General features: G+C 69.0%; 15 protein-coding genes and 1 riboswitch. Of the genes, 13 read left to right on the plus strand and 2 right to left on the minus strand.

All coding sequences use genetic code 11. The annotated features are described in order from the left end of the window. Positions 1-16: 16 nt before the first annotated feature. From K2R93_05360 to K2R93_05395, 8 genes are all read left to right on the plus strand, one after another. Entirely contained in the window at positions 17-1,207 is a 1,191-nt protein-coding gene (locus K2R93_05360; GenBank protein MBY0489248.1) for a hypothetical protein, read from the plus strand. A gap of 2 nt (positions 1,208-1,209) precedes the next feature. After that, positions 1,210-1,453, plus strand: a riboswitch (cobalamin riboswitch). 231 nt (positions 1,454-1,684) lie between these two features. Then, positions 1,685-2,518, plus strand: coding sequence for a helical backbone metal receptor (locus tag K2R93_05365; GenBank protein ID MBY0489249.1), 834 nt, complete (start codon positions 1,685-1,687; stop codon positions 2,516-2,518). Between the two features lie 7 nt (positions 2,519-2,525). Beyond that, positions 2,526-3,542 carry an iron ABC transporter permease gene (locus K2R93_05370; protein ID MBY0489250.1) on the plus strand — a complete coding sequence of 339 codons (1,017 nt, stop codon included), beginning with the start codon at positions 2,526-2,528 and terminating at the stop codon, positions 3,540-3,542. Next, complete coding sequence (locus K2R93_05375; GenBank protein ID MBY0489251.1) at positions 3,539-4,363, plus strand: ABC transporter ATP-binding protein; 825 nt, start codon at positions 3,539-3,541, stop codon at positions 4,361-4,363. Before K2R93_05370 ends, K2R93_05375 begins: the two co-directional genes overlap by 4 nt. After that, positions 4,360-6,372, plus strand: a complete 2,013-nt coding sequence (locus K2R93_05380) for a TonB-dependent receptor (GenBank protein MBY0489252.1) — start codon at positions 4,360-4,362, stop codon at positions 6,370-6,372. Before K2R93_05375 ends, K2R93_05380 begins: the two co-directional genes overlap by 4 nt. Positions 6,373-6,442: 70 nt before the next feature. Further along, a complete protein-coding gene (locus tag K2R93_05385; protein ID MBY0489253.1) occupies positions 6,443-7,567 on the plus strand; it encodes a hypothetical protein in 1,125 nt (374 codons plus the stop codon). 92 nt (positions 7,568-7,659) lie between these two features. Then, entirely contained in the window at positions 7,660-10,167 is a 2,508-nt protein-coding gene (locus tag K2R93_05390; GenBank protein MBY0489254.1) for a protein kinase, read from the plus strand. Continuing rightward, the gene (locus tag K2R93_05395) at positions 10,164-12,596 is read left to right on the plus strand and encodes a protein kinase (GenBank protein ID MBY0489255.1); all 2,433 of its coding nucleotides are present in this window, start codon (positions 10,164-10,166) and stop codon (positions 12,594-12,596) included. The genes K2R93_05390 and K2R93_05395 overlap by 4 nt, the downstream gene beginning before the upstream one ends. A gap of 22 nt (positions 12,597-12,618) precedes the next feature. Here the strand turns inward: K2R93_05395 and K2R93_05400 are convergent, their stop codons facing one another. Continuing rightward, on the minus strand, positions 12,619-13,410 hold the full coding sequence (locus tag K2R93_05400) for a hypothetical protein (protein MBY0489256.1): 792 nt from the start codon (positions 13,408-13,410) through the stop codon (positions 12,619-12,621). Then, positions 13,407-13,859, minus strand: a complete 453-nt coding sequence (locus K2R93_05405) for a hypothetical protein (protein MBY0489257.1) — start codon at positions 13,857-13,859, stop codon at positions 13,407-13,409. The genes K2R93_05400 and K2R93_05405 overlap by 4 nt, the downstream gene beginning before the upstream one ends. 68 nt (positions 13,860-13,927) lie before the next feature. On the opposite strand from K2R93_05405, the gene K2R93_05410 reads away from it, so the two are divergent. Genes K2R93_05410 through K2R93_05430 form a run of 5 tightly spaced genes read left to right on the plus strand, consistent with a single transcriptional unit; the run spans position 13,928 to position 26,792 of the window. Beyond that, positions 13,928-16,162, plus strand: coding sequence for a protein kinase (locus K2R93_05410; protein ID MBY0489258.1), 2,235 nt, complete (start codon positions 13,928-13,930; stop codon positions 16,160-16,162). Next, a complete protein-coding gene (locus tag K2R93_05415) occupies positions 16,159-18,777 on the plus strand; it encodes a serine/threonine-protein kinase (GenBank protein MBY0489259.1) in 2,619 nt (872 codons plus the stop codon). Before K2R93_05410 ends, K2R93_05415 begins: the two co-directional genes overlap by 4 nt. Next, positions 18,774-21,449 carry a protein kinase gene (locus K2R93_05420; protein ID MBY0489260.1) on the plus strand — a complete coding sequence of 892 codons (2,676 nt, stop codon included), beginning with the start codon at positions 18,774-18,776 and terminating at the stop codon, positions 21,447-21,449. Before K2R93_05415 ends, K2R93_05420 begins: the two co-directional genes overlap by 4 nt. 5 nt (positions 21,450-21,454) lie before the next feature. After that, the gene (locus K2R93_05425; GenBank protein MBY0489261.1) at positions 21,455-24,133 is read left to right on the plus strand and encodes a protein kinase; all 2,679 of its coding nucleotides are present in this window, start codon (positions 21,455-21,457) and stop codon (positions 24,131-24,133) included. A 13-nt stretch (positions 24,134-24,146) separates the two neighbouring features. After that, positions 24,147-26,792 (plus strand): serine/threonine-protein kinase, encoded by a 2,646-nt coding sequence (locus K2R93_05430; protein MBY0489262.1) that lies wholly within the window; start codon positions 24,147-24,149, stop codon positions 26,790-26,792. The last annotated feature ends 3 nt before the right edge of the window (positions 26,793-26,795 follow it).

The following is a 26,795-nucleotide window of genomic DNA, read 5'->3' on the forward strand; positions in this document are numbered from 1 at the left end:
TCGCCAGCCCCTCCGTATGCGCCGTCTGGTTCTCTGCGCCCTGACCGCTGCCGCCTGCGCCGTGCAGGCGGCGACCGCTCAGTCTCCGCGCTCCATCGAAGGCCGTGTCCGTCGCCCCATGCCCGGTCGTGGCGACTCGACCGGCATGGGCCCGGCCGCGAACGTGTGGGTCACCTTGCATCGCCTCGGCAAGGACAGCGCGGGGCCCATCGACTCTGTGCGCGCCGATGCCAATGGCCACTATCGGCTGCAATGGCGCCCCTTCGGTGCGCCGGAGGCCGTGTACTTCGCCTCAGTCACCTATGGCGGCATCGCCTACTTTGCGCCACCGGCCAAGAGTGAGCACGCGTCAGGCGACGATGGCGAGATCACCGTCTTCGACACCACGTCGCGACCGTTTCCGCTGAGCGTGAAGGGGCGGCATCTCATCGTCGGCAAGCGCGACACCGGCAACGTGCGCACCGTCATCGAGGTCTTCGAACTCTCGAACGACAGCCTGCAGACGATCATCGCCACCGGCACCACGACCCCGACGTGGAGCGTGCGCATCCCCGGGGCGGCCACGAATGCCCGCGTGAATTCGGATGAGGTGTCGCCGCAGGCGTTTCGCGTGCAGAATGGCCGCGCCGAGATCTTTGCCCCCGTACCGCCCGGCGTGAAGCAGGTCTCGTTCACGTACAGCGTGCCGGAGAGTGCCTTTCCGCTCGCCTTCACCGCCGAGGCGGGGGCGGTCGTCTTCGAGATTCTGCTCGAAGATCTGGACGCGACCGTGCAGGCCATGGGCTTCACGCGCGTTGGCGAAGTCACGCTCGAGGGGCGCCAGTTTCAGCGCTTCCTGGCGCAGGACGTCAAGCCCGACACGCGCCTCGCGGTGGATGTCCCCACCGCGAACGCGCCGGCGAGCGGCGCCCTGCAACGCTACGGCATCGTCATTGCCATCGGCTTTTTCGTGCTGCTGCTGGTGGGGCGCCGCATGCAGCGCAGCGCGAACGCGCGCGTGAACGCGCCGCTCCCCACGCTGCGCACCACCGTGCGCGATGACGACACCGAGCCCGAGCGGTTGCGCGATGCCATCCGCCAGCTCGACGCCGCGTGGGCGAAGCAGACCGCACCCACCGAGCACCTGCAGCGGACTTACGAGGCGCGCCGGCAGGAGCTCGAGGCGGCGCTCGCGCAAGCGCTTGCCGAGTCCGGAACGGCACGGTAGCTTCGAAGGGTCGCCCACAGGGGGCGATGACAACTGATTTCGAGCGCGGGACACGGAAGCCGGTGCAACGCCGGCGCGGCCCCGCCACTGTAACGGATCCGATTCCCTTCACGGGAAACGGCGTGCGCGTTGGAAGCCACTGGTTGCAATACCGGGAAGGCGAAGCGCACCTGACGGGCGGCACTCTTCGGAGTGGCGCGCGACACATCCGGAGCCAGGAGACGACCCACGCTCTTTCTTTGACGAAGACCCTCGAGGGGGGGCTCGTGCAATCGTGTCGTCGCCTTCGCGCGCCGGCATGCGTGCTCGGGCGTCTTCTCGTGGGAGAGGACGCCTCTTTTGTTTCCTCCCCCACGATTTGGACGCCGCGCGGTACGGTTGGGAGTCCTGGCGCTGCTGGGAATCGCCACCGCCTGCGCGGAATCGAAATCGACCGACGGGGCTGCGCGCGACCGCGCCGCCACCGATGCAGCGCCATTGGCGCCCGCTGATACCGACGACTTCGGTGCGCCGCTCCCGCGCGACGCGAGCGCCGCCGCACGCGTCGTGTCGCTCAATCCGGCCGCCACCGAGATCATCTACGCCATCGGCGCCGAGTCGCATCTCGTGGGCCGTTCGCGCTGGGATGCATTTCCCGACGCCGCAAAGGAACTGCCGTCGCTCGGCGATGGCATCAAGCCGAATGTCGAGGCGGTCCTCGCCGCCAAGCCCACACTGGTGGTGCTCTACGCGACCGCCGACAATCGCCCGGCCGCTGACGCCTTCGCGCGCGCCGGGGTGAAGACGCTCGCGGTGCGCGTCGATCGCATCGCCCAGTTCCATACCCTCGTGCACACGCTTGGCGTTGCGCTCGGTGAACCCGCGCGCGCCGCCCTCGTGAGCGACTCCGTGAAGGCCACGCTGGCGCGGGTGCAGGCGACGGTGGATCGCCTCGTGCCGGCCGCGCAGCGCCCGACCGTGGTGTGGCCGGTGTGGCTCACGCCCCCCATGGTCATCGGCGCCGGCAGCTATCTCGACGAACTGCTTACCATCGCCGGTGCCACCAACGTCTTTCACGACCAGCCCGGCCCGTCGCCGCAGGTGAGCGTGGAGGAGATCATCACGCGCAATCCGTCGCGGGTGGTCACGAGTGAGACGCGTGCGCGCGAACTGCGCGCGTCGCCCTCGTGGGGGGCGTTGCCGGCGATCAGGCAGGGCGCCATCGCGCTCGATGATCCCAAGCTCGCGGGGCGTCCGTCGGTCGTGCTCGGCATGGCCGCGGTGCAGCTCGCGCGCGCACTGCATCCGCAGTGGGCCGACTCCATTCACTGAGTCGATCATGACGCCCGCGCGCTCCTCGATCCCGACCCCCTCGCGCTTGCCGCTCGCCTGGAGCGCGGGCGTCGCGCTGCTCGCGCTCGTTGGGGTGCTGGCGCTGGCCTTCGGGTCGGCGTCGCTCCCCATCGCGCAGGTCATCCAGGCGCTGCAGGGGCAGGGAGACGCGGGCACCGTCGCGATCGTGCAATCGCTGCGCGCGCCACGCGTGGTGCTGGCCATGCTGGTGGGCGCCGCACTCGCCATGAGTGGGGGCACCTTGCAGGGCACGCTGCGGAATCCGCTGGCGGAGCCCTATCTGCTCGGCGTCTCGGGCGGCGCCGCGGTCGGCGCGGTGCTGGCCATGGTGCTCGGGCTGCACGCGCCGCTGGCCATCACCGGGAGTGCCTTTGCCGGCGCCGCGATGGCTACGCTGCTCACGACCGCGCTGGCGCGCGTGGCGGGCGGCGCGGGCGATACGCGCCTCCTCATCATGGCGGGCGTCATTGTGGGGGCGTTCGCGAACGCTGTCATCATGGTCGCGCTGGCCGACGCGCCCGCCGAGCAGGTGCGCGGTGCACTCTGGTGGATGATGGGCTCCGTGGCCGATGCGTCGTGGGGGAGCGTGGGGCGCGCGGTGGTCGCGATGCTGCCGCTCGCCGGCTGGCTCGTGTGGCGGGCTCGTGATCTCGACGTGATCGCGCTGGGGGCCGAGCCGGCCATGGCCCTCGGTGTTGACGTGGAACGTACGGCGCAGTGGCTCTTCCTCGCCGGCTCGTGGCTGGCAGCGGCCACGGTCGCGTCGGCGGGGCTCATCGGCTTCATCGGTCTCGTGGTGCCCAATCTCGCGCGGGCGATGGGCGCCACGCGGCATCGCCCCATGCTGCTCCTGTCGGCGCTCTACGGCGCGGTGCTGCTGGTGGCCGCCGATCTCGCGGCGCGCACGCTGCGCGCACCGGTGGAGCTGCCGCTGGGCGCGGTGACCGCGCTGGTGGGCGTACCGTTCTTTCTGCTGCGCTTGCGTCGGGTCGCGGCCTCATGAGCGCGCGCCTGCCGGCCCCCGCGTTGCGCTTCGATGGGATCACGGTGCGCTATCCGCGTCGCGACGAACCCGCGCTCGATGGCGTGTCGCTCGAGGCGCGCCCGGGGCGGATCACCGCCGTGGTGGGGCCCAACGGGAGCGGCAAGAGCAGTCTGGTGCGCACGCTGCTCCGGCGCGTGCCCTTGGCGAAGGGCGAAGTGTTCGTCGGCGACCAGGCGCTGCGTTCGGTGGACGCGCGATCCCTGGCCCGGACGGTGGCGATCGTGCCGCAGCGCGAAGAGCCGCTGCTGCCCATGCCGGTCGCCGAGTTCGTGATGCTGGGGCGTCATCCGTGGCGGCGGGCCTTCGGCGCGCCCTCGAGCGCGGATCACGAGGCGGTGGAGCGCGCACTGGTGCGGGCGGGCATGGCCGATGCTGCCGCGCATCTCACCGATTCGCTGTCCGGTGGTGAATGGCAGCGGGTGCGTATCGCCCGCGCGCTGGCACAGGATGCGCCCGTGCTCGTGCTCGATGAGCCCACCACGTTCCTCGATATCGCGCACGAAATGGCGGTCTTCGAGCTCGTCGATACCCTCGCGGCCGAGGGGCGCACCGTGCTGCTGGTGAGTCATCAGCTCAATCTCGTCGCGCGCTTTGCCGGGCACATCGTGCTGCTGCACAAGGGCCGGGTGGCGGCGGCGGGTGCAGCCGCGGATGTCATGCGTGGCGAGGTACTCGAGCAGGTGTATGAGTGGCCGCTGGTGGTGACGCGCGATCCCGCCGTGGGCGCACCGGCTCTGCTGCCGCTGCGCGGTGGCGCCAACCGGCGGAGCGAGCCGTGATCCCGCTGCTGCCGCTCGCGCAGCTGGCCTCGGTACTCTGTGTGGTGGACGCCGTCACCGGCGCGCCGCTCGTGGGGGCCGCGGTGCGTGTCGGCACCAGCACGCGCGTGTGGCGCGCCAGCTGTGAGGCGGTGCGGGCCTCGGGCGATTCGGTGCAGGTCCGGCGCGCGGGATATCAGCCACGCGCCATCGCCTGGCGGGCATCGGGCGACACGATCGTGCTGGCACTCTGGCCGATGGGCCGCGCGCCGCAAACGCTCGCTGCCCAGCGCGTCGTCGCGCCCGCGGCTCGCGCGGGGGTGGCCACCGCGGTCTCGCAAGGCGCCGCCGATGCGCGCATGCGTGGGGCCGGCTCAACCAGCGCGCTCCTCACCCTGCTCCCCTTCACGCAGCTTCGCACGGCGCGCGGCGAAACCGGAGTCTCGTTGCGCGGCGCGCGGCGCGAGCAGGTCGTGATGACACTCGATGGCCTGCCGCTCAACGATCCCGCGACCGGCGTCGCCGATGTGAGTGACATTCCGCTTGCGGCCCTCGGGTCGGCCACGGTGGCGCCGGGTGCCGACCCCGTCGGTGCCGGGCTCGGCGCCTCGGGCGGCGTGATCGCCCTCACCACACGCGCGCAGCAGCTGGTCAGTCTGCAGCGTGGTGCCTTTGGCGCGACGCAGATGGAGGCCGCGACGGCTGGCACGGTGGGCACGGCCCGCTGGCACGCCGCGGCCACCTGGCGCCGCGCGCAGAACGATTTTGCCTTTGTGAATGATGCCGGGGTGACGCCGGTCCGCGAGGTGCGCACCAACAACGATGAAGCGCGCGCGGCGCTCAGCGCGGGCGTGGTGCAGGGCGCCACGCAGCTGGCGCTGCTCGCGTCCACCAGCGAACGCGGCATGGTCGGCCCGGCGAACGTGCGCAGCTACGATCACGATCGCGCACGCACCGACCGGATCACGCTGCGCCTGCAGCAGGGGATGCACGCGTCGCTCGCGAGTGTGGGCGTGCGGCATTTCACGCTCGCCTATCGTGACCCCACGCGCCCCGCGCTCGACAGTCGGGCGCAGGCGTGGGCGGCCGATGCCGACTGGCGCGGCACGCTGGGGCCCGGTACCTGGCGCGCGGGCGCCGGCGCCGACGGGCTCACCGCCACCGGTAGCATCACGCAGCGGCGCACGCGGGGCTTCGCCGCCTACGGCATCGAACGCGCGCTCACCACGCGCGGGCAGCTGGACGTCGGGGTGCGCACCGATGCGGTCGAACGGCTCGGCGTCCAACCCACCGGCTCGCTCGGCCTCACGTGGTCGCTCGCCACGGTCGGGGGCGTGCAGCTCGGCGCGGTGATGCGCGGCAGCCAGGCGGTACGCGTCCCCACGCTGTACGACCTCTACTTCAGCAGCCCCCAGCGGCTTACCGTCACGACGCTGGCGCCGGAGCGCGTCACGCTCGACGCCAGCACCGGCATCACCGCGCGCACCGGCGCAGCCGAGCGGTCGCTGAGCGGCGAAGTGCTGGCGGTGTCGCGTACCACACGCGAGGCGATCATCTGGTTCCCAGGCAACTTCGGGTGGAGCCCGGCGAACGTGGGGCGCGAAACGCTGCGTGGACTCGAGACGCGCGCCGCCGCTGTGTGGGGCGCCTGGCACGCCGATGGCTGGCTGACCCGCTACGACGCCCTGCTGCACACCAACGGGTTGCGCATCCCCACGCCGTACGTCGCCCGCGTCGCCGCTGGCGTGCGCGCGCAGCACGAGCATCGGCTGGCCACGCTCAGCGCGAACGCGCGCTACGTGGGCCGCCGCCCGTACACCGCGGGGCCGCGTGACCCGTTCTTCGAACTTCCCGCCGTGTGGCTTGTCGATGGAGCCGTCAGCCATCACCGGTCGGTGCATCGCACCGATGTGCTGGTGACGCTCGCGCTCGACAACGCCACCGATGCGCGCTGGCAATCAGTGCGCGGTTTCCCGATGCCCGGACGCAGTTGGTCGCTGGGCATCACCGTCGAGCCGGTCCGTCGCTGATCACCGCGCTCACTTCTCGAATGGGCATGTGCCCGACAGGTCTATCCGTATGATCCTGCAGGACTCCACCGTGATTCGTCGCGCTCTGTCCGGGGCGTCGCTGGCTGCTGTCGCCTTGGCCGCGGCGTGCGGAAGCGATTCGCCCACGCTCGTGCAGCCCGGTCCGCCTACGGGCATCGTGGTGCTCGACGGGTTCATTCAGCCCGGCTACACCTTGGTGGGTGACACTGGCACCGCCACGACCAAGATCAACCTCGGCAGCACCACCGAGTTCGACGCCGGTGGCTTCTCCCTCCTGCGCGACACCCTGCTGGCGGTGTCGAGCCGCGGCGCGGGCGACCTCCTGTACATCACCGACGTGAAGTCGGGGGCCGTGCGCCGCGTGCAGCTCCCCAGCAAGAGCAACCCGGGCCGGGCGCGCCTCTTTACCGGCACCGGCGGCAACACGCTCATCGCTGCCGCGCTGCGCGATTCCGGCAGCATTGCCCTCGTTACGATCGCGGCCGGCAACGCGACCAGCACGCGCATCGCCAACGCTGGCAACTGCCCCACGGATGTCTTCAAGTACGGCACGGACACGTGGATTGTGGACGCCAACGCCAACTGCAAGGTGAACTACACGGTGCAGGGCGATGTGCGCCTCATTCGCGTGCCGGCCATGGGCACCACGCGTGATACGCTCGTACTCACCGGGCTGCGTGGCTCGGGCGCCGGCGCCATCGTGCAGGGCGACGTGGCCTACGTGAGCGCCGGCGGCGACGCCAGCTTCGCGAGCTTCCCGTACACGCTCATCGCGAGTGGCGCTATCGCCAAGGTCGATCTCAAGAACCGCCGCGTGCTCCTGACCAAGCCCATGCCCACCGGCACCTACGGCGCCGGCGTGAAGCTTGGGCTCGATGGCTTCCTCTACGCGAGCCTGTACGAAAATCTCAGCACGTTTACCAATCGGGTGGTGAAGCTGCGCACCGATGACCTGTCGTTCGTATCGAATGGCACGACGTCGTGGCTCAACCTGACCAATAGCAGCGGCGCCGCCGTAACCTGTGGAAGCGCCATGGCCGACGCCCTCGGCCGCCTGCATTGCATCGCCAACGGCACCGGCTCGGTCACGTCGCTCATCGTGTTCAACGCCGGCTACGTGGAGACGCGCCGGGTGACGGCGGGGCAGGGCGGGGTGGATATGGCGCTGCGGTAGCAGCGCCGCCGGGTGCGGCGGAATACCGGCGAACGGGCTAGCTTTGCCGAGTCCATCCCGTATTCGCGCAGGCTTGACCTCGCCGTCAGACCGTGACCGACCTCCGCACCCAACTCCAATCCACGCTCGGCGACAGCTACACCCTCGAGCGTGAGCTGGGTGGTGGCGGCATGTCGCGCGTGTTCGTGGCCCGCGAGCATGCGCTCGGGCGCGAGGTGGTGGTCAAGGTCTTGGCGCCGGAACTCGCCGCCACCGTCAGCGCCGAACGGTTCACGCGCGAGATCACGACCGTCGCCCGCCTGCAGCAGGCGAACATCGTGCCCGTCCTCACCGCCGGCACGTCGGGCGAGCTGTCGTACTACACCATGCCGTTCGTCGCCGGCGACTCGTTGCGGGCCCAGCTCGCCGGCGGTGCCCCGCTTTCAACCGCCGATGCGATCGCGGTCCTGCGCGATGTCGCTCGCGCGCTCGCCTACGCGCATGCGCAAGGTGTCATCCACCGCGACATCAAGCCCGACAACATCCTCCTGTCGGGCGGAGCGGCCGTCGTCACCGACTTCGGCATTGCCAAGGCCATCAGCGCCGCCCGCACGAGCGATGGGTCGGCGCCATCGACATCGGATGGCACGCTGACGCAGGTGGGGAGCAGCGTCGGCACGCCTGCCTACATGGCACCGGAGCAGGCGGTGGGCGATGCCGTCGATCACCGCGCCGATCTCTACGCGTGGGGCGTCGTGGCCTACGAGCTCCTGAGTGGCGCGCACCCCTTCGCCGGCAAGACCGGCAGTGCGCAGTGGGTCGCCGCCCACGTTGCCGAGGCGCCTCGCGATCTCGGTGATCGCCGTCCCGATCTCGCGTCCGAGTTGGTCGCGCTGGTGATGCAGTGCCTCGCCAAGAACCCGGCGGATCGCCCTGCCTCCGCTGGCGAGCTGTTGACGCGTTTGGGAACCGTCTCGCTCTCGGGCGAATCGCGCGTGACGAACGGACCAGTCGCGCACGGGCCGGCCGCGCCCGCGTCGCGCGCCCGATTGACACGATGGTTTGGCGTCGCCGCCGTCATCGGCATCGCGGCGCTCGTGAGCGCCGTGCTCTGGTCGCGGCGCCTGCCGTCGAGCGCCGAGGCGGCATCGGCGAACGCGACGAGCTCCATCGCGGTGCTCCCCTTCGCCGATCTCAGCCCCGACCACGCGAGCGCCTATCTGGGCGACGGCGTCGCCGAAACGCTGATCACCGCGCTGTCGAAGGTGCCGGGCCTCACCGTCTCCGCGCGCACGTCTGCATTTGCCGTGCGTGACAAGGAGAATGACCTGCGGGCCATCGGCAAGCTGCTCGGCGTCTCGTCGGTGCTGACCGGCAGCATTCAGCGCGCGGGTGATCAGCTCCGCATCACGGCTCGCGCCGTGCGTATCGCGAATGACTCCATCCTCTGGTCGCAAAGCTTCGATCGTCCCGCCACCGACATCTTCGCGGTGCAGGATGAAGTGGCACGCGCGGTCGTCGCCGCGATGCGGCTCACGCTGGCCGCCGTGCCTGACTCGCTGCGTGATATCGGCGGCACCGCGAACGCCGCCGCCTACGAGCAGTATCTGCTGGGGCGCTATCACTGGAATCTCCGAACGACCGACGGGATGATCCAGGCAACGACGGCCTTCAAGCAGGCCATCGCCATCGATTCCTCGTACGCGCGGGCATGGTCCGGGTTGTCCGACACCTACGTGCTCTCAGTTCCGGATGAGTACGGCGTCCCCGGCGTCACCACCGACGGGATTCTTCCGTTGGCCGAAGCGGCGGCTCGGCGTGCCATCGCGCTGGCGCCCACGCTCGGCGAGGCGTATGCGTCGCTCGGCGAAGTGCTCGACAAGCGCGGGCGCTTCGCGGAAGGGTTGGCTGCGTTCGAGCGCGCCATCGCCCTCAGCCCGGCGTACGCGACCGGGCATCAGTGGTACAGCTATGCTCTCATGGCCGATCGCCGGTTCGACGAAGGCATCCGGGAGATGGAGGCGGCGCACCGTCTCGATCCGCTAGCACACGTCATCACCCTCTCGCTCGCGATCGCCTATGCCGGGCAGGATCGTCATGCCGAAGCCGACCCGCTCTTTGCCCAGGGCTTGGCGCAGCAGCCGCAGGCGTGGTATGGGTGGCGCTTTCGCTTCAGCCACGAATTGGCACTCGGGCGGCTTGATGCCGCCGCGGTCGCCTTAAATACCGCCCTGGGGGCCAAGACCCATGAACGGCGCGACGTGTTGGCCCGCTTTGCGCCGCTCTGGTCCAATCCCGCGACCCGGGAAATGGCCACCGATTCGCTCATCGCGCGCGGGCCCACCTTCGCGGCGATCTCATTGGCGCGTTACATGCGCGACGACAACGCCGTGTTGGCGGTGTTCGAGCGCGCGATTCGCGACCCGGAGATGATCGAGGCTCGCGTCGCGTGGGGGATGTACGCGTACTACGGCCCCCGTCTCCGGGAGGATCCTCGCCTGCAACCGCTGTTCCGGCAGCTGGGGTATCCCGAGGTCGCCTCGACCGGACGAGGAGGCTCGGGTAGCTTTGCGAGGCCTTCCCAGCTTGCTCGTCCGACCAATCCCGCCGCTCCGAAGTGACCGACCTCCGCACCCAGCTCCAATCCACGCTCGGCGACAGCTACACCCTCGAGCGTGAGCTGGGTGGTGGCGGCATGTCGCGCGTGTTCGTGGCCCACGAGAATGCGCTCGGCCGCACGGTGGTGGTGAAGGTCATTGCCCCCGAGCTGGCCGAGGGCGTCAGCGCCGATCGCTTTGCGCGTGAAGTGAAGCTGGCGGCGCGGTTGCAGCAGGCCAACATCGTGCCCGTGTTGAGCACGGGCAGCTCGGGCTTGCTGCCGTACTACACGATGCCGTTCGTAACCGGGGAGTCGCTGCGCGCGCGGCTGTCGAATGGGGCGCCGCTCACGGCTTCGCAGTCGCTCAGTATTCTGCGGGACGTGGCGCGCGCGCTGGCGTACGCGCATTCGCAGGGCGTGGTCCATCGGGACATCAAGCCGGAGAACATCCTGCTGTCGGGTGGCACGGCGGTGGTGACGGACTTCGGGATCGCCAAGGCGCTCAGTGCGTCGCGCACCATTGGTGACGGTGGCACCGCTGCGGTCACAAGCGCTTCGCTCACGCAGGTTGGCGGCTCGATCGGCACGCCGTCGTACATGGCGCCCGAACAGGCCGTGGGCGCCGACGTCGATCAGCGGGCCGACATCTACGCGTGGGGCGTCCTGGCCTACGAGCTGCTCACGGGCACCCATCCGTTTGCGGGCAAGGCGAACTCGGCGCAGATGATCGCGGCCCACCTGTCGGAAACGCCGGTGCCGCTCACCCAGCGAAGCACGGCGGTGCCCGACTCGCTGAACGGCCTCGTGCTCCGCTGCCTCGAGAAGGACGCGGCGCATCGGCCGGCGAACGCGGAGGAGGTGCTGCAGATCCTCGATGGCGTGGCGACGCCCGGCGGAGCCACGGGGGCGCGTGCCGGTGGCACACCGGCGCCGACTGCCCGTCGGGGCCGCAGTCTGCTGCTCGCCGGCGGCGTCCTCGTGGCCGCGGTGGCGGCGGCGATCCTGCTGCGGCGCGGGGGCAGTGGGTCGTCGCCCTCGCGCACGGCCGCCGCCGTGAACGCCACCGCGAGCGCACCGAACCGGTCGATCGCAGTGCTGCCGCTCGCCAATCTGAGCGGCGACAAGGCCGACGATTTCTTTGGCATCGGGTTGGCTGAGGAGATGACGCGCGCCCTCTCCAAGACCGGTGTGCGCGTCATTGGCCGGTCGAGCGCCGGGGCGCTGCAGGCGCGCGGTCTGGATGAGAGTGCCATCGCGCGTGAACTGGGGGTGGGCTCACTGCTCACCGGCAGCGTCCAGCGCGCGGCGGGGCAGGTCCGGGTGAATGTCTCGCTCGTGTCGGCCAGCGATGGCGCGGTGACGTGGACCGAGAAGTATGATCGGCCACTCACCAACGTCTTTGCGTTGCAGGACGAAATCGCGCGGGCGGTGGCCACCAAGCTGCTGGGCGCGTTGGACGGCGTGCGTGCGGCGACGGCGACGCGCGTTGAGACCGCCGACCCTGAGGCCTACGCGTTGTACCTGCAAGGACAGGTGATGTTCGGGCGTCGTACGGCACAAACCGTACGGCAGTCGATCGCGCTCTTTGAACGCGCGGTGGCGCGGGACCCGCAGTTCGCGCGCGCCCATGCGGCATTGGGGTTAGCGCTGGCGTCTATCCCGTTCTACGAGCAGGGCACTGCCCGCATCACGGCACCGATGGCCATTGCCGCGGCGCGCAAGGCGATTGCCATCGACTCCACGGTGGCCGAAGCGTGGGGCGCGATCGCCTCGGCGCAGATGGGCGTCTTCGATAATCGCGTGGCGGACGCGAACTACCGACGCGCGCAGGCCCTCGATTCCAGCGTAGCCATCCTCTGGGGCTGGCACGCACTCAATCTCGTCCACATGGGACGCTTCGAGGAGGCGCGTGACCATGCGGCCCGGGCGCAGGCGGCCGAACCCGCGTCGCTGATCGCACGGACCTGGGGGGCCCAGCTGCTGATGACCGAGCGCCGCTACCGCGAGGCCGACTCCGCCGCGCGCTCGATCCTGTCGATGGACTCCACCTATGCGTTGGCATGGGATGTACGAGGGGAGGCGCTTAGCTACCTCGGCCGACACGACGAGGCCATCGTCGCGCTGCAGCACAACCTGGAGCAGCTGCCGAGGAACCTCCCCAATCAGACTGAAGGCGTGCTCGCCTATGTGTACGCGCGTGCCCGCCGCCCCGCCGACGCGCGACGCGCCATGGAGAATCTGCGCGTGAAGAATGGCGGCGAAATGCCTGCCATGGGGGTGCTGGCGGCAACGCTGGAAGTGTTGGGCGATCATGCGGCCGCCGTGACGCTGATCGAGCGGGCCGTCAAGCAGCCCGACAGCTGGCTGCAGATGTACAACCGCGCCGAACGCTACGATGCGTTGCGCAAGGATCCGCGGGCCGATGCGATCATGAAGAGCATCGAGCAGTGAGCAACCGGTAGCCTGCGGCTGCTCACCCTACCCGATGGACCGCGTACCACAGTGACGGCAGAGCGGCGGTCCACGCGAGCAGAAACCGATTGAGGCCGAACAGCACCGCCGTGGCGGCGTGGAACGCAAACGCCGCGACCATCACGGCAATACAGGCGACCGGATCGAGCCAGGCCACCGGAGCAAGGCACTCAAAGCCAATCACGCAGGCTGACGCCACGCGGAGCACGAGCGCGTGCCGCGGGATCTGTCGCGGTACCCACGCCGGAACACCATAGGCCGGCAGCGCGAGAAACGCTGCCAGCGCGTCCCCTCGCCACCAGGTCGGTTCTTTCGCCTTCACGAGGCCGGCGCGCACGTATGACAGCGTGAGCTGCGCCGCGATGTACAGGACCCCGCCCTCGTGCACCACCTCGGAAACGGCGGGAAGCTGCGCCACGGCGAGCCCGCCCAACACGGTGAAGAGCATCGCGTCGCTGCCGCCATTCACGTTCCCGCGAAAGCGGAGCGCGGCGAGCCAGCTCGTCCACGCCATCAGCACCGCGGCCAGGCAGCCGAGGCCCGTGCCCGGGGCCAGCGCCAGCACGAGGGCGCCCGCGAGCTGACCGAAGAGGACCACGGTGAAGCCGCGTGCGCGTAGAACCCCGCGCCACGCACCCCACGCTGCTGACAGGAGCGGCGCCGACCAGATGCCACGGTCAGCCCAGCTGGCGCGGAGGACCAGGAGTTCGAGGGCGTTGATGGCGGCCGCCACCGCTGCCGCGCGGCACATCCACACGATGGTCGAGGCCAGCAGGGGAGCGCTTCCACTCATGTCGACACGCCCGAGGGCGGGAAGGGCAGGCGGCTCGTCTCGTAGAGCACCTCCGGACGGCTGTCCTTCGGGTGTCGCAGCACCAACCGCAGCTGCCAGCCGTGCGGCGCGGGACGGGTGGCGGCCCCCTCGGCAGCCACCGCGGCTTCCGCGAACGCCAGCACCAGCGGAAACGATTGGCTGTCTGGGCTCGGGGGCTCCTCCGCATCGAGGAGCTCACGGCACCACGCCTCGACGAGCGTCTGCGCCGCCAGCGTGTGCGTGCCCGCCGGGTTGAACACGAGGTGCCACCAGCGGCGGCGGGGGGGCGTGACGGCGGGGCGCCAGTCGCCGGCCATTCCGGCGGTGGGGAAGCGTCGGACTTCCAACGCGGGCGTCGGTCGCACCGCGTCAAAGAACGTCCACGACGGGAAGAGCAGACCGAGCAGGGTGCGGGTCGGAGTCGTCACGTCGGAGAATCTACGCGAGGGGCGCCAGCGCATGGCAGCAACGCGGTTGGGGCTGCATCTTGTGAACAGTGAGCACCCTCCTTGATCACCTCAGTGCCGCCCTGTCTGACCGCTACCGCCTCGACCGCGAATTGGGTCAGGGCGGTATGGCGACGGTGTATCTCGCCCAGGACCTGAAGCACGAGCGGCCGGTGGCGATCAAGGTGCTTCGCGACGACGTGGCGCAGTCGGTCGGTCGCGAGCGCTTTCTTCGCGAAATTCAGCTGGCCGCGAAGCTCAGTCACCCGCACATCCTACCCCTGTACGATTCGGGCGAAGCCGGTGGCACGCTCTTCTACGTCATGCCGGTGGTGCAGGGGCAGTCCCTCCGGGAGCGGCTCGACGCCCAGCGCCAGCTGCCATTGACCGAGGCGGTGCGCATTGCGAGCGGAGTGGCCGGCGCGCTCGATCACGCCCACGGCATCGGCGTTATTCATCGGGACATCAAGCCCGAGAACATCATGCTGCAGAACGGTCACGTCCTGGTGGCCGACTTCGGCATTGGCAAAGCCGTGAGCGATACCAGCGCCGATACGCTCACGCAGGTGGGCATGAGCGTCGGCACACCGGCGTACATGAGCCCCGAGCAGGCCGTTGGGGAGGACGTCGACGGCCGCAGTGATCTGTACAGCCTCGGTTGCGTACTGTACGAGATGATCGTGGGCGAACCGCCATTTACCGGCCCCACGGTGCAGGCGGTGATCGCCAAGCGGTTCGTGCAGACGCCGGTGGAAGTGGCGGCGTTGCGTGAAGGCGTACCGCACCCGGTCTCGCGCGCGGTCAGTCGGGCGCTGGCCCGCGCGGCGGTCGATCGCTACGAAACGGCGGCGCACTTCGTCAGCGCGCTCAACGAACCCGAATCGCGCACCGCGGCGCCCGCGGCACCCGCCAAGTCGCTCGCCATTCTGCCATTCGAGAACCTCAGCGCCGATCCGGACAACCAGTATCTCGCCGACGGCATCGCCGACGACATCCTCGATGCCCTGGTGCGCACAGAGGGGCTGTACGTTGCCGCGCGCAACTCCGCGTTCTCCTTCCGCGGGAAGGCCGTTGCGCTCGCCGAGATCGGCGCCGCGCTCAACGTGGCGACGGTCCTCCAGGGCAGCGTGCGCCGCTCCGGCAATCGCATGCGGCTGACGGTCCAGCTGGTCGCCGTCGAGAACGGCTTTCACCTCTGGTCGGAGCGCTTCGATCGCGAGCTGACCGATGTGTTCGCAGTGCAGGACGAGATCGCCAGCGCCATCTCATCCAGACTGCAGGTGACGTTCACCCCGTCGGCCACGGGGGCCGGCCGCGCGACCACGGCGGAGTTCGATGCCTTCGAGCTCGTCGCGAAGGGGCGGGCCCTCCTCGCTCAACGGGGGCGGAGTCTCATCCTCGCGCGCGAGTGTTTCGAACGGGCCGTAGAACTCGATCCAAGGAACGCGGAAGCGCATGCGGCCTTGGGTGATACGCTCGCCACGACCGTTCGGTATGGATTGCTCCCGGTGGACGGGACGTTGCCGGTCATCAAGCGTACATTGCAGCGCGCCCTCGAGCTGGATCCCAGCCTCGCGTCCGTGATGGGCACCTTGGCGAGTGTGAGCCTGGTGTTGGAGCACGACCCGAGCGCGGCGTTCGCATGGTGGGAGCGCGCACTCGCCGCGCAGCCGCGCCTGGCCGACGTCCGCGCCAACTATGCGATGCAGGGACTGATCTGTCTTCGTGAAGACGACGAACGCGGTATCGCCGAGCTCACCAGGGCCGTGCACGATGATCCGTTGAGCACCTTCTGCGCCGGGCAGCGGGCGCTCGGTTTGCTTGTGCAGCATCGCTATGACGAGGCCATCGGCGAAGTGGAGCGGGGATACGCACTGGATCCCCATTCGTTCCTGGTGAGCTACGTGCGGGTCATGGTGCATTCGTGGGCGGGCGATGCCGCTGGTACTCTGGAGGTCACCGCGACGGCGTTCGCCGAATTCGGGCGAAGCCCCTATTTCCTTTGCGCACTGCCCAAGGCGTATCTCGCGCTGGGCCAACAGTCGCTCGCCGCTGCCGTGTACGACGAGCTCATCGCCCGCTCGCAGACCGATGTGGTCCCGCGCGTTCTGCTGGCCGCCGCCGCCGATGGACTCGGCCGCAGCGACGAGGCCATGGCCTACGCGATCGAATCGGTGAAGCGCTGCGATACGACCGGTCCGTACTTCTTGCGCACCGCGTTCTTTTCGACGTTGACGCGCACGCATCCTCGCTATCCCGAGCTACGGCGAGCGGTCGGCCTATGATCGACCGCCTCACCGCCGCCCTCGCTGACCGCTACCGCCTCGACCGCGAACTCGGCGCCGGCGGTATGGCCACCGTCTACCTCGCGCACGACGTCAGGCACGACCGCGACGTCGCCATCAAGGTTCTGCACCCCGACTTGGGCGCCGCGCTGGGCGGCGAGCGGTTCCTCACCGAGATCCGCACGACCGCGCGCCTGCAGCATCCGCACGTCCTGCCGCTGCTCGACAGTGGGAGCGCGGACGGCCTGCTGTACTATGTCATGCCGCTGGTGACCGGTGAGACGCTGCGGGCGCGGCTCGATCGCGAACGCCAGCTCCCCATCGCCGACGCGGTCCGCATTGCGCGCGAAGTGGCCAGCGCGCTCGACTACGCCCACCGCCAGAACGTCATCCACCGCGACATCAAGCCGGAGAACATCCTCCTGCACGATGGCTCGGCGCTCGTCGCCGACTTCGGCATCGCCCTCGCCGTGCAAAGCGCCGGCGGCCAGCGCATGACGCAAACGGGGCTCTCGCTCGGCACGCCGAACTACATGAGCCCCGAGCAGGCGATGGGCGAACGCACCATCGACGCGCGCAGCGACCTCTATGCGCTCGGGGCGGTCACCTACGAAATGCTGGTGGGCGAAGCCCCGTTTACCGGGCCGAGCGTGCAGGCCATCATCGCGCGCGTGCTCACCGAGGAGCCGCGCGCTATCGGCGTGCAGCGCAAGGCGGTGCCGGCAGGGGTCGAGTACGCTGTGCTGCGCGCGTTAGAGAAGTTGCCCGCCGATCGCTTCGAGTCCGCTCGCGAGTTCATCGACGCGCTCGGGAGCGAGGCGCCCGTCGCTCGCGGGCGCGGGGCGGGGGCGTCCGCGGGCCCCGAAGCCACCGGTCGCGGTCTTCGGGCGCTCACGCTGGTGTCGGTGATGGTGGCGCTCGTGTCCATGACGGTGGCCTGGTGGGGGTGGCGCGCGCGGGGCGTCGCGCCGAACGCGCCGGTCGTGAGTTTTTCGGTCCCGCTCAGCGACGGCGTCCAATTGCAGGCCCTCGCCATTTCTGCGGACGGCCGCCAGTTCGCGTACATCGCCGATTCCGCCACGATTCCACGGCTCCGGGTGCGTTCGCTGGACTCGAACGGCACCAGGGCCATTGGGGCCGCCGATGGCCTGCGCTATGGGGGCGTCGCCTTCTCCCCCGACGGGAAATGGGTCGCGTTTGTCAATCGTGGGCGCTTGATGAAGGCGCCGCTGTCCGGCGGACCGGCGCAGCCCATCGCTGATCTCGATGGCGCCAACGGGATCGTCTGGACCCGCGACAATACGATCGTGTTGGGCGGCATCGGCGCGCGTGGCAAGGGGCTTCGCATCGTCTCGGCGAACGGCGGGGACATTCGCCCGCTCACGACGGCCGCCGCTGGCCCAAGCGGTCATCTGCATATGTGGCCGGTGGCGCTCCCTGACGGTCGGCACATCGCCTTCACGGATTTTGGCCCCGGTGGTGGCGAGGACGATCTGCTCAGCGTCACCTCGCTCGAGAGCGGCGAGGTCGTCAACTCGACGATTGTCGGGCAGGCGCTTGGGTATGGAGCGGGCCGGTTGCTGTACAAGGCGATCGGCGAGGAGGCCTTGCTCAGTGTGCCCTTCGATCCGTCGTCGCCGCGGGCGCCGAACGATGCCGAGGTGGTGTCGGTCGGGTCATGGAATGCCGCCCTGAGCGAAACGGGCGTGCTGGTCGCGGCGAGTGGTGGTCGGACGTCGCGCGCCCTCTGGGTGAGCGCTGATGGGCGTACCGTCTCGGCGATCCCTGGGCTCGACTCGGTGACGCGCGGCGCCGATCCACGACTGTCGCCGAACGAAGCGCAACTGGCCTTCACGAACGAGGGGGGCGACGGACGCACGGTGGGCGTGTCGGTCTATACCCTTGCCAACGCGACCATCAGTCGATTGGGGACCATGGGCCAACGTCCCGAGTGGACGCCCGACGGCTCGCGCGTGCTCTATCAGTCCACGCGGACCGATGTGAAAGCGGCGTCCGGCCTGCTCTGGCAACCCGCCGACGGAAGTGGCACCTACGAAGTGCTCGGCAATCGGACCATGCGCGCCGACGGCTCGGTCTACTCCGCGGTGATGTCTCCGGACGCCGCGTGGCTGCTCTTTCGGGCCAACAGCGATGGCGGGCTCAAGGTCGTGCGACTCGGGACGGACGAACCGTCTCGGGTCTTTGTCGATGCCGGCCAGTCGGCGACGATGGCGCGCTTCTCCCCCGACGGCCGCTGGGTCGCCTACGTGACCGGAGAGACCGCTCGACGCGAGGTCTACGTCCGTCCGTTCCCCGGACCGGGCCCCGTCATCACGATCTCCGCGGGCGGCGGGACGGAACCGATCTGGTCGCGAGACGGCACGCAGCTCTTCTATCGCGCGGGCCGCCAGATGATCAGCGCCCGTGTCGAACACACGCCTACCTTTCGCGTCGTGTCACGGACCACGCTCTTCGAGGGCGACTATCTGGCCTCGCCAAACTACGCGCAGTACGATGTGGCCCGGGACGGGCGATTCCTGATGCTCAAACCGACCGGTGCCCCCACGCAGATCAATGTGCTGGTGAACTGGCCGCAGACACTGAGAACGAAATGAACGACGTGCTCGCGCGCCTTACCGCTGCCCTCGCCGATCGCTACCGCGTGATCCGCGAACTCGGCGCCGGCGGCATGGCCACCGTCTACCTCGCGCACGACGTCAGGCACGACCGCGACGTCGCCATCAAGGTCCTCCACCCGGACCTGGGCGCCGCCCTCGGCGGCGAGCGGTTCCTCACCGAGATCCGCACCACCGCGCGCCTGCAGCATCCGCACATCCTGCCGCTCCTCGACAGCGGCGCGGCGGATGGTTTGCTGTACTACGTGATGCCGCTGGTCACCGGCGAAACGCTGCGCGCCCGGCTCGAGCGCGAGCGCCAGCTCCCGATTGAGGACGCGCTGCTGATCGCGCGCGAGGTGGCCGACGCGCTGCACTACGCGCACGCGCAGAACGTCATCCACCGCGACGTCAAGCCGGAGAACATTCTCTTGCAGGGCGGGCACGCCCTCGTTGCGGACTTTGGTATCGCGCTCGCCGTGCAACAGGCGGGCGGCCCCCGCATGACGCAAACGGGCTTGTCGCTCGGCACGCCGAGCTACATGAGCCCCGAGCAGGCCATGGGCGAGCGCACCATCGACGCGCGTTCTGATATCTATGCGCTGGGCGCGATCACCTACGAGATGCTCACCGGTGAGCCCCCGTTCACCGGCGCCACGATGCAGGCGGTCGTGGCCAAGGTGCTGAATGCCGAACCCGAACGGCCGTCCCTGACGCGCAAAACCCTCGCGCCGCCGGTGGAGCGCGCGGTCCTGAAGGCGCTCGCGAAGCTGCCGGCCGACCGCTTCGCCACCGCCGCCGCCTTTGCCGACGCGCTGCGCGACGGGTCGGCGTTTACTGCCAGCACCAGCGAAGCGCCAAGCATGGGCGGCAAGCGCGCGCGTCTCGATGGCCGCATCATGCTCGCGGCCGGCATCCTGCTCGGCGCGGTCGCCGCGACCGCGCTGACCAGTGCGTTACGGACGTCGCCCGGGACCCTGTCCACCGCGACCAGCAAGCAATTCACATTTACGGGGAAGGCGGGCGTTCCGGCCCTGAGTGCTGATGGGGCGGTACTCGCATACGTCCTACGCGAGTGCGATCAGGCGGACAACGACGGCTTCAGCGATGAGGAAGCGCTCGACAGCGGCGTGCCCTGTCGATCGGCGCTTGTAGTGCAGGATACCGGCGGCAGTGAGTCGGCCCGCGTCATCGATAACGCGAAAATCATTTGGGATGTGCGTTGGCTGCCGAATGGCACCTCGATGATCGTGTCGGCAACGCTCGATTCGGCACGGCGCGGGATTTTCGTGGTGCCTCGACTTGGCGGCGCAACGCGCCAGGTCACGACACCCGGAACGTTTGATGTCGATCCGACTGGCGATTCGTTACTCTTCATTCCGAAGAACGGCACGACGCTGGCGTCCGCTTTTGCCTACATCCTATCGCTCGCCACCGGTCAAGCGACCGATAGCCTGAAGCTGCCGTCCCCAGAAGTATGGGCGGTGGCGTGGTCGCCGAATGGATCGTTGCTGGCGATCAACACCGGGGCGAAGATCTTCATCGCCCGTCGTAACGGTGCGCTCGTCGACTCGATGCGAAATGATGGGCGATCGGTCATCCGGTGGACGCCGAACGGCGAGGCCCTCGTGCGGTTTATGGCCGCGCCCGGACGAGAGGATGACTGGGTCAAGGTTTCCGTAACCCGCGATGGGCACTTCTCCGGCGCGTCGTCGAACATCATGCCGCGCTTGCAGGCACTGTATCGAGGCGACTTTGATCTCGCGCGACGAAGCGCTGGACTCGCCTACATCTCCGGTGATGCGCTGGCTGATCAGTGGGTTTTCGGCGTTGGCACCACCACGGCGATGCCGCCGCGTCGCGTCACTTCGGGGACGTCATGGTACGCCGATCCGGCCATCAGCGACGATGGTCAGACCCTCTATTTCCTGCGTGGCAATGGTAGCGGTGACAACCTGTATCGTATCCGCCTCGGCGCCAGCCCGTTGAAGGAGGAGGCCGTGAGCACCGGAGCGGGGGCCGGCGTTGGGTCGCACTCGCCGCTCTCTCCAGACGGATCACGGATCGTGTTTCAGCGCATCGAAAGCGGGAAGAACGTGCTGTACGACGTGGCGACCGCCACGCAGCGCATTACCAACCGGGACAGCGCCGGCGCGACATGGCCCCGGCGCGTCGTCCCGTTTGGTGCGAGTGGACTGGCGGCGATTGGGCGGGACTACCAGAGCCTGATGGTTCTCGATTCGACCAAAGCAATGGTGCGCACCGTGCGAGCCCCCGATAGTCTGCGCGTCGTGAAGCACACCGTGAGCCCCGACGGCCGCTCGGCCGCGCTGTTGGTGTCCACCCCGACCGGCTCCGCCATTGGCGTCTCTTCGCTGGCGCGCTGGGACTTTCGCCCACTTGTGCTGTATTCGGGCTCGCTCGCGAATACCACGCTCAGCTGGACCAAGGACGGCTGGGTGTACTACGGGCGCTGGGAGCCCCGCGGCCCCGCACTGTATCGGGTCAACGCGACCGGTACGGTCCAGTCACCGGAGCGTGTGATGTCGGTGCCGGCGCAGTGCCGGGTGGAGAGCATTATTGTCGCGACGGGCAGCGCCGTCGGCGCGTGCGTGGCGAGCCAGTACCGAGGCGATGTGTATCTGGCCGCGATTCCCGGGTTGACGCGATGAGCGACGTGAGCGAACGACTCGCGGCGTCGCTGGCCGACCGGTACCGTATTGAGCGCGAACTCGGCGCTGGCGGCATGGCCACCGTGTACCTCGCGCACGACGTCAAGCACGACCGCGACGTCGCCATCAAGGTGCTGCACCCCGACCTCGGTGCCGCGCTTGGTGGCGAACGCTTTCTCACCGAAATCCGCACCACCGCGCGCCTGCAGCATCCGCACATCCTGCCGCTCCTCGACAGCGGCGCGGCCGACGGTCTGCTGTACTACGTCATGCCGCTCGTCACCGGCGAAACGCTCCGCGCCCGGCTCGACCGCGAGAAGCAGCTCCCCATCGACGACGCGCTGCTGATCGCCCGCGAGGTCGCCGATGCCCTCGGCTACGCCCACGGGCTCGGCGTGATTCATCGCGATATCAAGCCCGAAAACATCCTGCTGCAGAACGGCCACGCGCTGGTGGCCGACTTCGGCATCGCGTTGGCCGTGCAAAGTGCCGGCGGCCAGCGCATGACGCAAACCGGCCTGTCGCTCGGCACGCCCCAGTACATGTCGCCGGAACAGGCGATGGGCGAGAAGACGCTCGACGCGCGCTCGGATCTCTACGCGCTGGGTGCGGTGGTGTACGAGATGCTCACCGGCGAGCCGCCGTTCACCGGCCCCACCGTGCAGGCGATCGTGGCGAAGGTGTTGAGCAGCGAGCCCGAACCCATCGCCACCATTCGCAAGGCGGTGCCGCCGCATGTCGCCGCCGCCGTGCACACCGCGATTGAGAAACTCTCCGCCGATCGCTATGCCAGCGCTGCCGCGTTCGTGCAGGCGCTCAACGACACTGGCACCAGCCGTCTGTCGTCGCGTTCGGGTGCCCACGTCAGTGGACGCACCGCCACGCGGTGGCGCACGCTGGCGCTCGCGACGTCGGCGGCGTGCGTGGTCGCCGTCGCCGCCGTCGGCTGGATGGCCACCCGACCCACGCCGCCGAGCGGGCCCACCGAGTACGACGTGGTGCTCCCCGACAGCGCCGCGATGTCGCTCGCGACACCCTTTGCGGTGTCGCCGACCGGAGACTTCGTGGTGTATCCGGCGGCCGCGGATCCGACCGCTGCCGATCCCTCCCGTACCACGTTGTGGTATCGGTCGCTCCTCGACGGCACCAGCCGTCGCGTGACGGATGATGCCCCAGCTTTCGCGCCGGCCATCGCCCCCGATGGACAATCCCTTGCTTACGTTGCCACGCGCGCCACAAGCAGCGGCGGCCAGCCGGGCAGTGGGGGGACGGCTGGGCTGTCGATCGAACGCATACCCATGGCGGGCGGCAAGCCCACGGTGCTCGCGCGGGCGAAGACCATCTCGCACCTCTTCTGGAAGGACGCGCAGCATCTGGTGTCCATCGAGGATATCGGACGCAGCGCCCGGATCGTGGATGCGGACGCCGGCGTCTCGGTGCTCCGGTCCATTGGTTACTGCGAGCTCAGTTCGCCGCTGCCCGACCCGGGTACCCTCATGTGCGGAGGGGGATCCAATCGGATGGCGGCTCGAGTGGAGATGCAGGCCGACACGACCAAGCCGGTGGAGGGCTTCTTCTTTCGCCGCGAGAGCGACAGCTCGTTGGTCTATGGTTCGCAGTTCACCGTGATTGATGAGCGGTACGTGGTGTACGCGAATCAGCAGGGGGATCTGCAGGCCGCGCGCGTGGATCTCGTCAAACGGACCATCGGGCGCCCCGTGCGTATGCTGTCGGGATTGTCGCTGCGCGACTACTCGGCCGCCGCGAGCTACCGCATCGCCGACAACGGGACGCTGGTGTACGCCGTGGGGGCCAACCACGCGGTGGGGCAGCTCGTACGGCAGAATGCGCAGTCGATCGACACGCTGCCGGTGGGGCGCGCGGCGTTTCAGTTGTGGCGCATGAGTCCCGATGGCAAGCGGCTGGCCGCGACGGTCGAGGTACTCGAAGGACAGGAACTGCGCGTGTACGATCTGCAGACGGGCCGCTTCGACGTGCTCGCGAGCGCCCCAAACATTCGGCAACCCCTCTGGAGCCCAACCGGCGATCGCTTGGTATACGCGCTCTGGACGAGAGATCGCACGCTCGAGCTGTACCTGCGCCCGCTCAACGCGAGCGAGGCGCCGCCGCCGCTCGTGCGTGGCGGAAGTTTCGAGCCCAACGACTGGCTGCCGGATGGCCGCGTCACGCTGAGTGACTGGGCGACTAAGGTGGTCGCGATGAACGTCGAGCAGCGGTCCACCACGACCACCACGCTGGTCACCGATGCCCTCTACGGGGCGGTGTCGCCAGACGGTAAGTGGATCGCGTACTCGCAGCCCGACGAGAACGCGATGTGGCTCGAGCCGCTGCCGCGTACGGGGAAACGGTATCCGCTGCACAGCGGATCCAATGCCGACGATCCGCACTGGCTTTCGGCGACAGAGCTCGTCTTCAAGAGCTACGAGCCGTGGGGGTTCGATCGCGTCACGATCACCGCCTCGGCCGAGAACCCCGTCGGTCCGATGCGGCGGTGGTTCAATTCCACACGCGCACTCGACACGCCCGGCGCGTCGTCGCAGCTGAGCGTGGATGGTCGGGTGATCTATCTGCAGGCGGACATCGAGGCGCCCGTGCGGTCGCTGCGTGTGGTGCCGAACTGGGTGGCCAAGATGAAACAGGCGGTGGACGCCGTGAACAAGTGAACTCCGCGCACGAATGACCGACACCATCAGCCGCCTCGCGTCGGCGTTGTCCGACCGCTACCGCCTCGACCGCGAGCTTGGCGCCGGTGGCATGGCGACGGTCTACCTCGCGCACGACCTCAAGCACGAGCGCGACGTCGCCATCAAGGTCCTGCACCCCGACCTCGGTGCCGCGCTTGGTGGCGAACGCTTTCTCACGGAAATCCGCACCACCGCGCGACTCCAGCATCCGCATATCCTGCCGCTGCTGGACAGCGGCGCGGCTGACGGCCTCCTGTACTACGTCATGCCGCTCGTGACCGGCGAGACGCTCCGTGCGCGGTTGGATCGTGAGCGCCAGCTCCCAATTGCCGACGCCGTCCGCATCGCGCGCGAGGTGGCGAGCGCGCTCGACTACGCGCACCGCCAGAACGTCATCCACCGCGACATCAAGCCGGAGAACATCCTCCTGCACGATGGGTCGGCGCTCGTCGCCGATTTCGGCATTGCGCTTGCGGTTCAGACCGCCGGCGGCCAGCGCATGACCCAGACGGGGCTGAGCCTGGGCACGCCGAACTACATGAGCCCCGAACAGGCGATGGGCGAGCGCACCATCGATGCGCGCAGCGATCTCTATGCCTTGGGAGCGGTCACCTACGAAATGCTGGTGGGCGAGGCCCCGTTCACCGGGCCGAGCGTGCAGGCAATCATTGCCCGTGTGCTCACCGAGGAGCCGCGCCCGATCGGCGTGCAGCGGAAGGCCGTTCCGGCCGGGGTGGAAGACGCCGTGCTGCGGGCCCTCGAGAAGTTGCCGGCCGATCGGTTCGAGACGGCCAAGGAGTTCATCGAGGCGCTCGGCAGCGAGGGGACCCGATCGGCTTCGCGAACGACCACGGCCACGTCGGGTGCTCCGGTATCACGCGGTCCGCTCATCGCCGCCACGCTACTCGCCATCGCCGCCGGCACCGCGGGCGTTGGCTGGTGGCGCGCCGCCCAGGGCAGGGTGGAGGGCGCGACGAAGGCGATCCAATACACGGTCGATCAACCCGAGGGCGCGCAGCTCACGGTAGGCTACGCGTCGATCGATATCTCGTCGGTGGCGAAACGCATCGTCTTTGTCGCGCGCGACAGCGCCGGTATGACACACGCCTATGTACGGGCCTTCGACGACGTACGGGCCCGCCGCCTCGAGGGCACCGACGGGGCCACGCAACTCTTTCTGTCTCCCGATGGGACGTGGGTCGCGTTCGCCGCGAACGGGAAGCTCAAGAAGGTGCCGACGGCTGGCGGAAACGTGGAGTTTCTCGCCGACCTGCGCAATCCGCGCGGTGGCGACTGGTCGACCGATGGCCACATCTACGTGGGCGACGCGGGCCCGATCATTGTCGTGCCCGAGAACGGCGGGACGGTGAAGCCGTTGCGGCCGCTCGTGCAGACCGGCCGACAGTCGCAGACGCCGCATCTGCTCGACGACGGCGAGACCATGCTCTTCGTCGACTGGGGAGGCAATGTCGGCAATTCGCGGCTCATGGCCTACTCGCGCTCGACCGATTCGGTCACGTCCCTTGGGCTCGTCGGGTCACGCATCCTGGGAGTGCAGGACGGCACGCTCGTGTACGCGAACGAGCGCGGGGCGATTTATGGTGTGCCGTTCGACGGGAAGCGACGCGCCGTGTCCGGCGAACCACGGTTGATGATGCAGGGGGTCGCGAGCGATATCGGTATTCTCGCCGCCGCACTCGCCGATGACGGATCGCTGATCTACCGCTATGGAGACACCAAATCGGCGCTGACCCTCGTCAGTCCAAACGGCTCGGCTCAAGTACTGACCGCGGGACTCGAAAGCGCCAGCGAGCCGCGACTGTCGCCCGATGCCACGCGCATTGCGGTGACGGTCGGCCTCGCGTCCGATGTGGTCGTCTATGATCTGCGCGCACGGGCATTGACCCGCTTCAACGAACGCCAGTCGTCGCCGATGGAGGTGGCGCGCCCCGAATGGACGCCCGACGGGGAGCGGCTGCTGATGCGCGCGTTCAGTGGGACCGACAAGTCGACGATCGTCTGGCGTGCGGCGAATGGTGCCGGTGGGATGGAGCTGCTGCATCGCGATGCGAAGATTGCGCTCTGGGAAGGGGTGGTCTCTCCCGATGCGCAGTACCTGATGTACCGTATCGGTTCCGGCTCTTCTGCGGATCTGCGGTATCGCAAGATCGCCGGTGACACCGCCTCAAAGCCCTTCGTCGCGACGCCCGCCGGCGAGGAGACGCCGCGATTCTCTCCCGATGGCAAGTGGGTAGTGTACGCCTCGGACGAAGCGGGCGCGGGCCTGGATGTGTACGTGCGCGCGTTCCCCGATGGAGCCGTCGCCTATCGCATTTCCGAGTCCGGCGGCCAGCAACCGGTGTGGTCGCGCGACGGTCGGTCGGTGTACTACGTGCCGCGTGATGGCATGTTGGTGCGTGCGACGATTGCCACGACCGCCGGCGTCAGCGTGGTCGCGCGTGACACGCTCGTGCGCAGTGGCTTCGATCTCCCGCCGTTCCGCGGGCACGCCAACTTCGACGTCATGCCCGACGGTCGCCTCGTCCTGATCCGTCCGATGGAGAACTCACAACGCATCGTCGTCGCCCACGGCTGGTTCGATGCCGTCCGCGCCGAGTGGGCGAAGGCGGCCAAGTAGCCG

The organism is Gemmatimonadaceae bacterium, assembly GCA_019752115.1.
In the GTDB taxonomy this organism is placed as follows: domain Bacteria; phylum Gemmatimonadota; class Gemmatimonadetes; order Gemmatimonadales; family Gemmatimonadaceae; genus Gemmatimonas.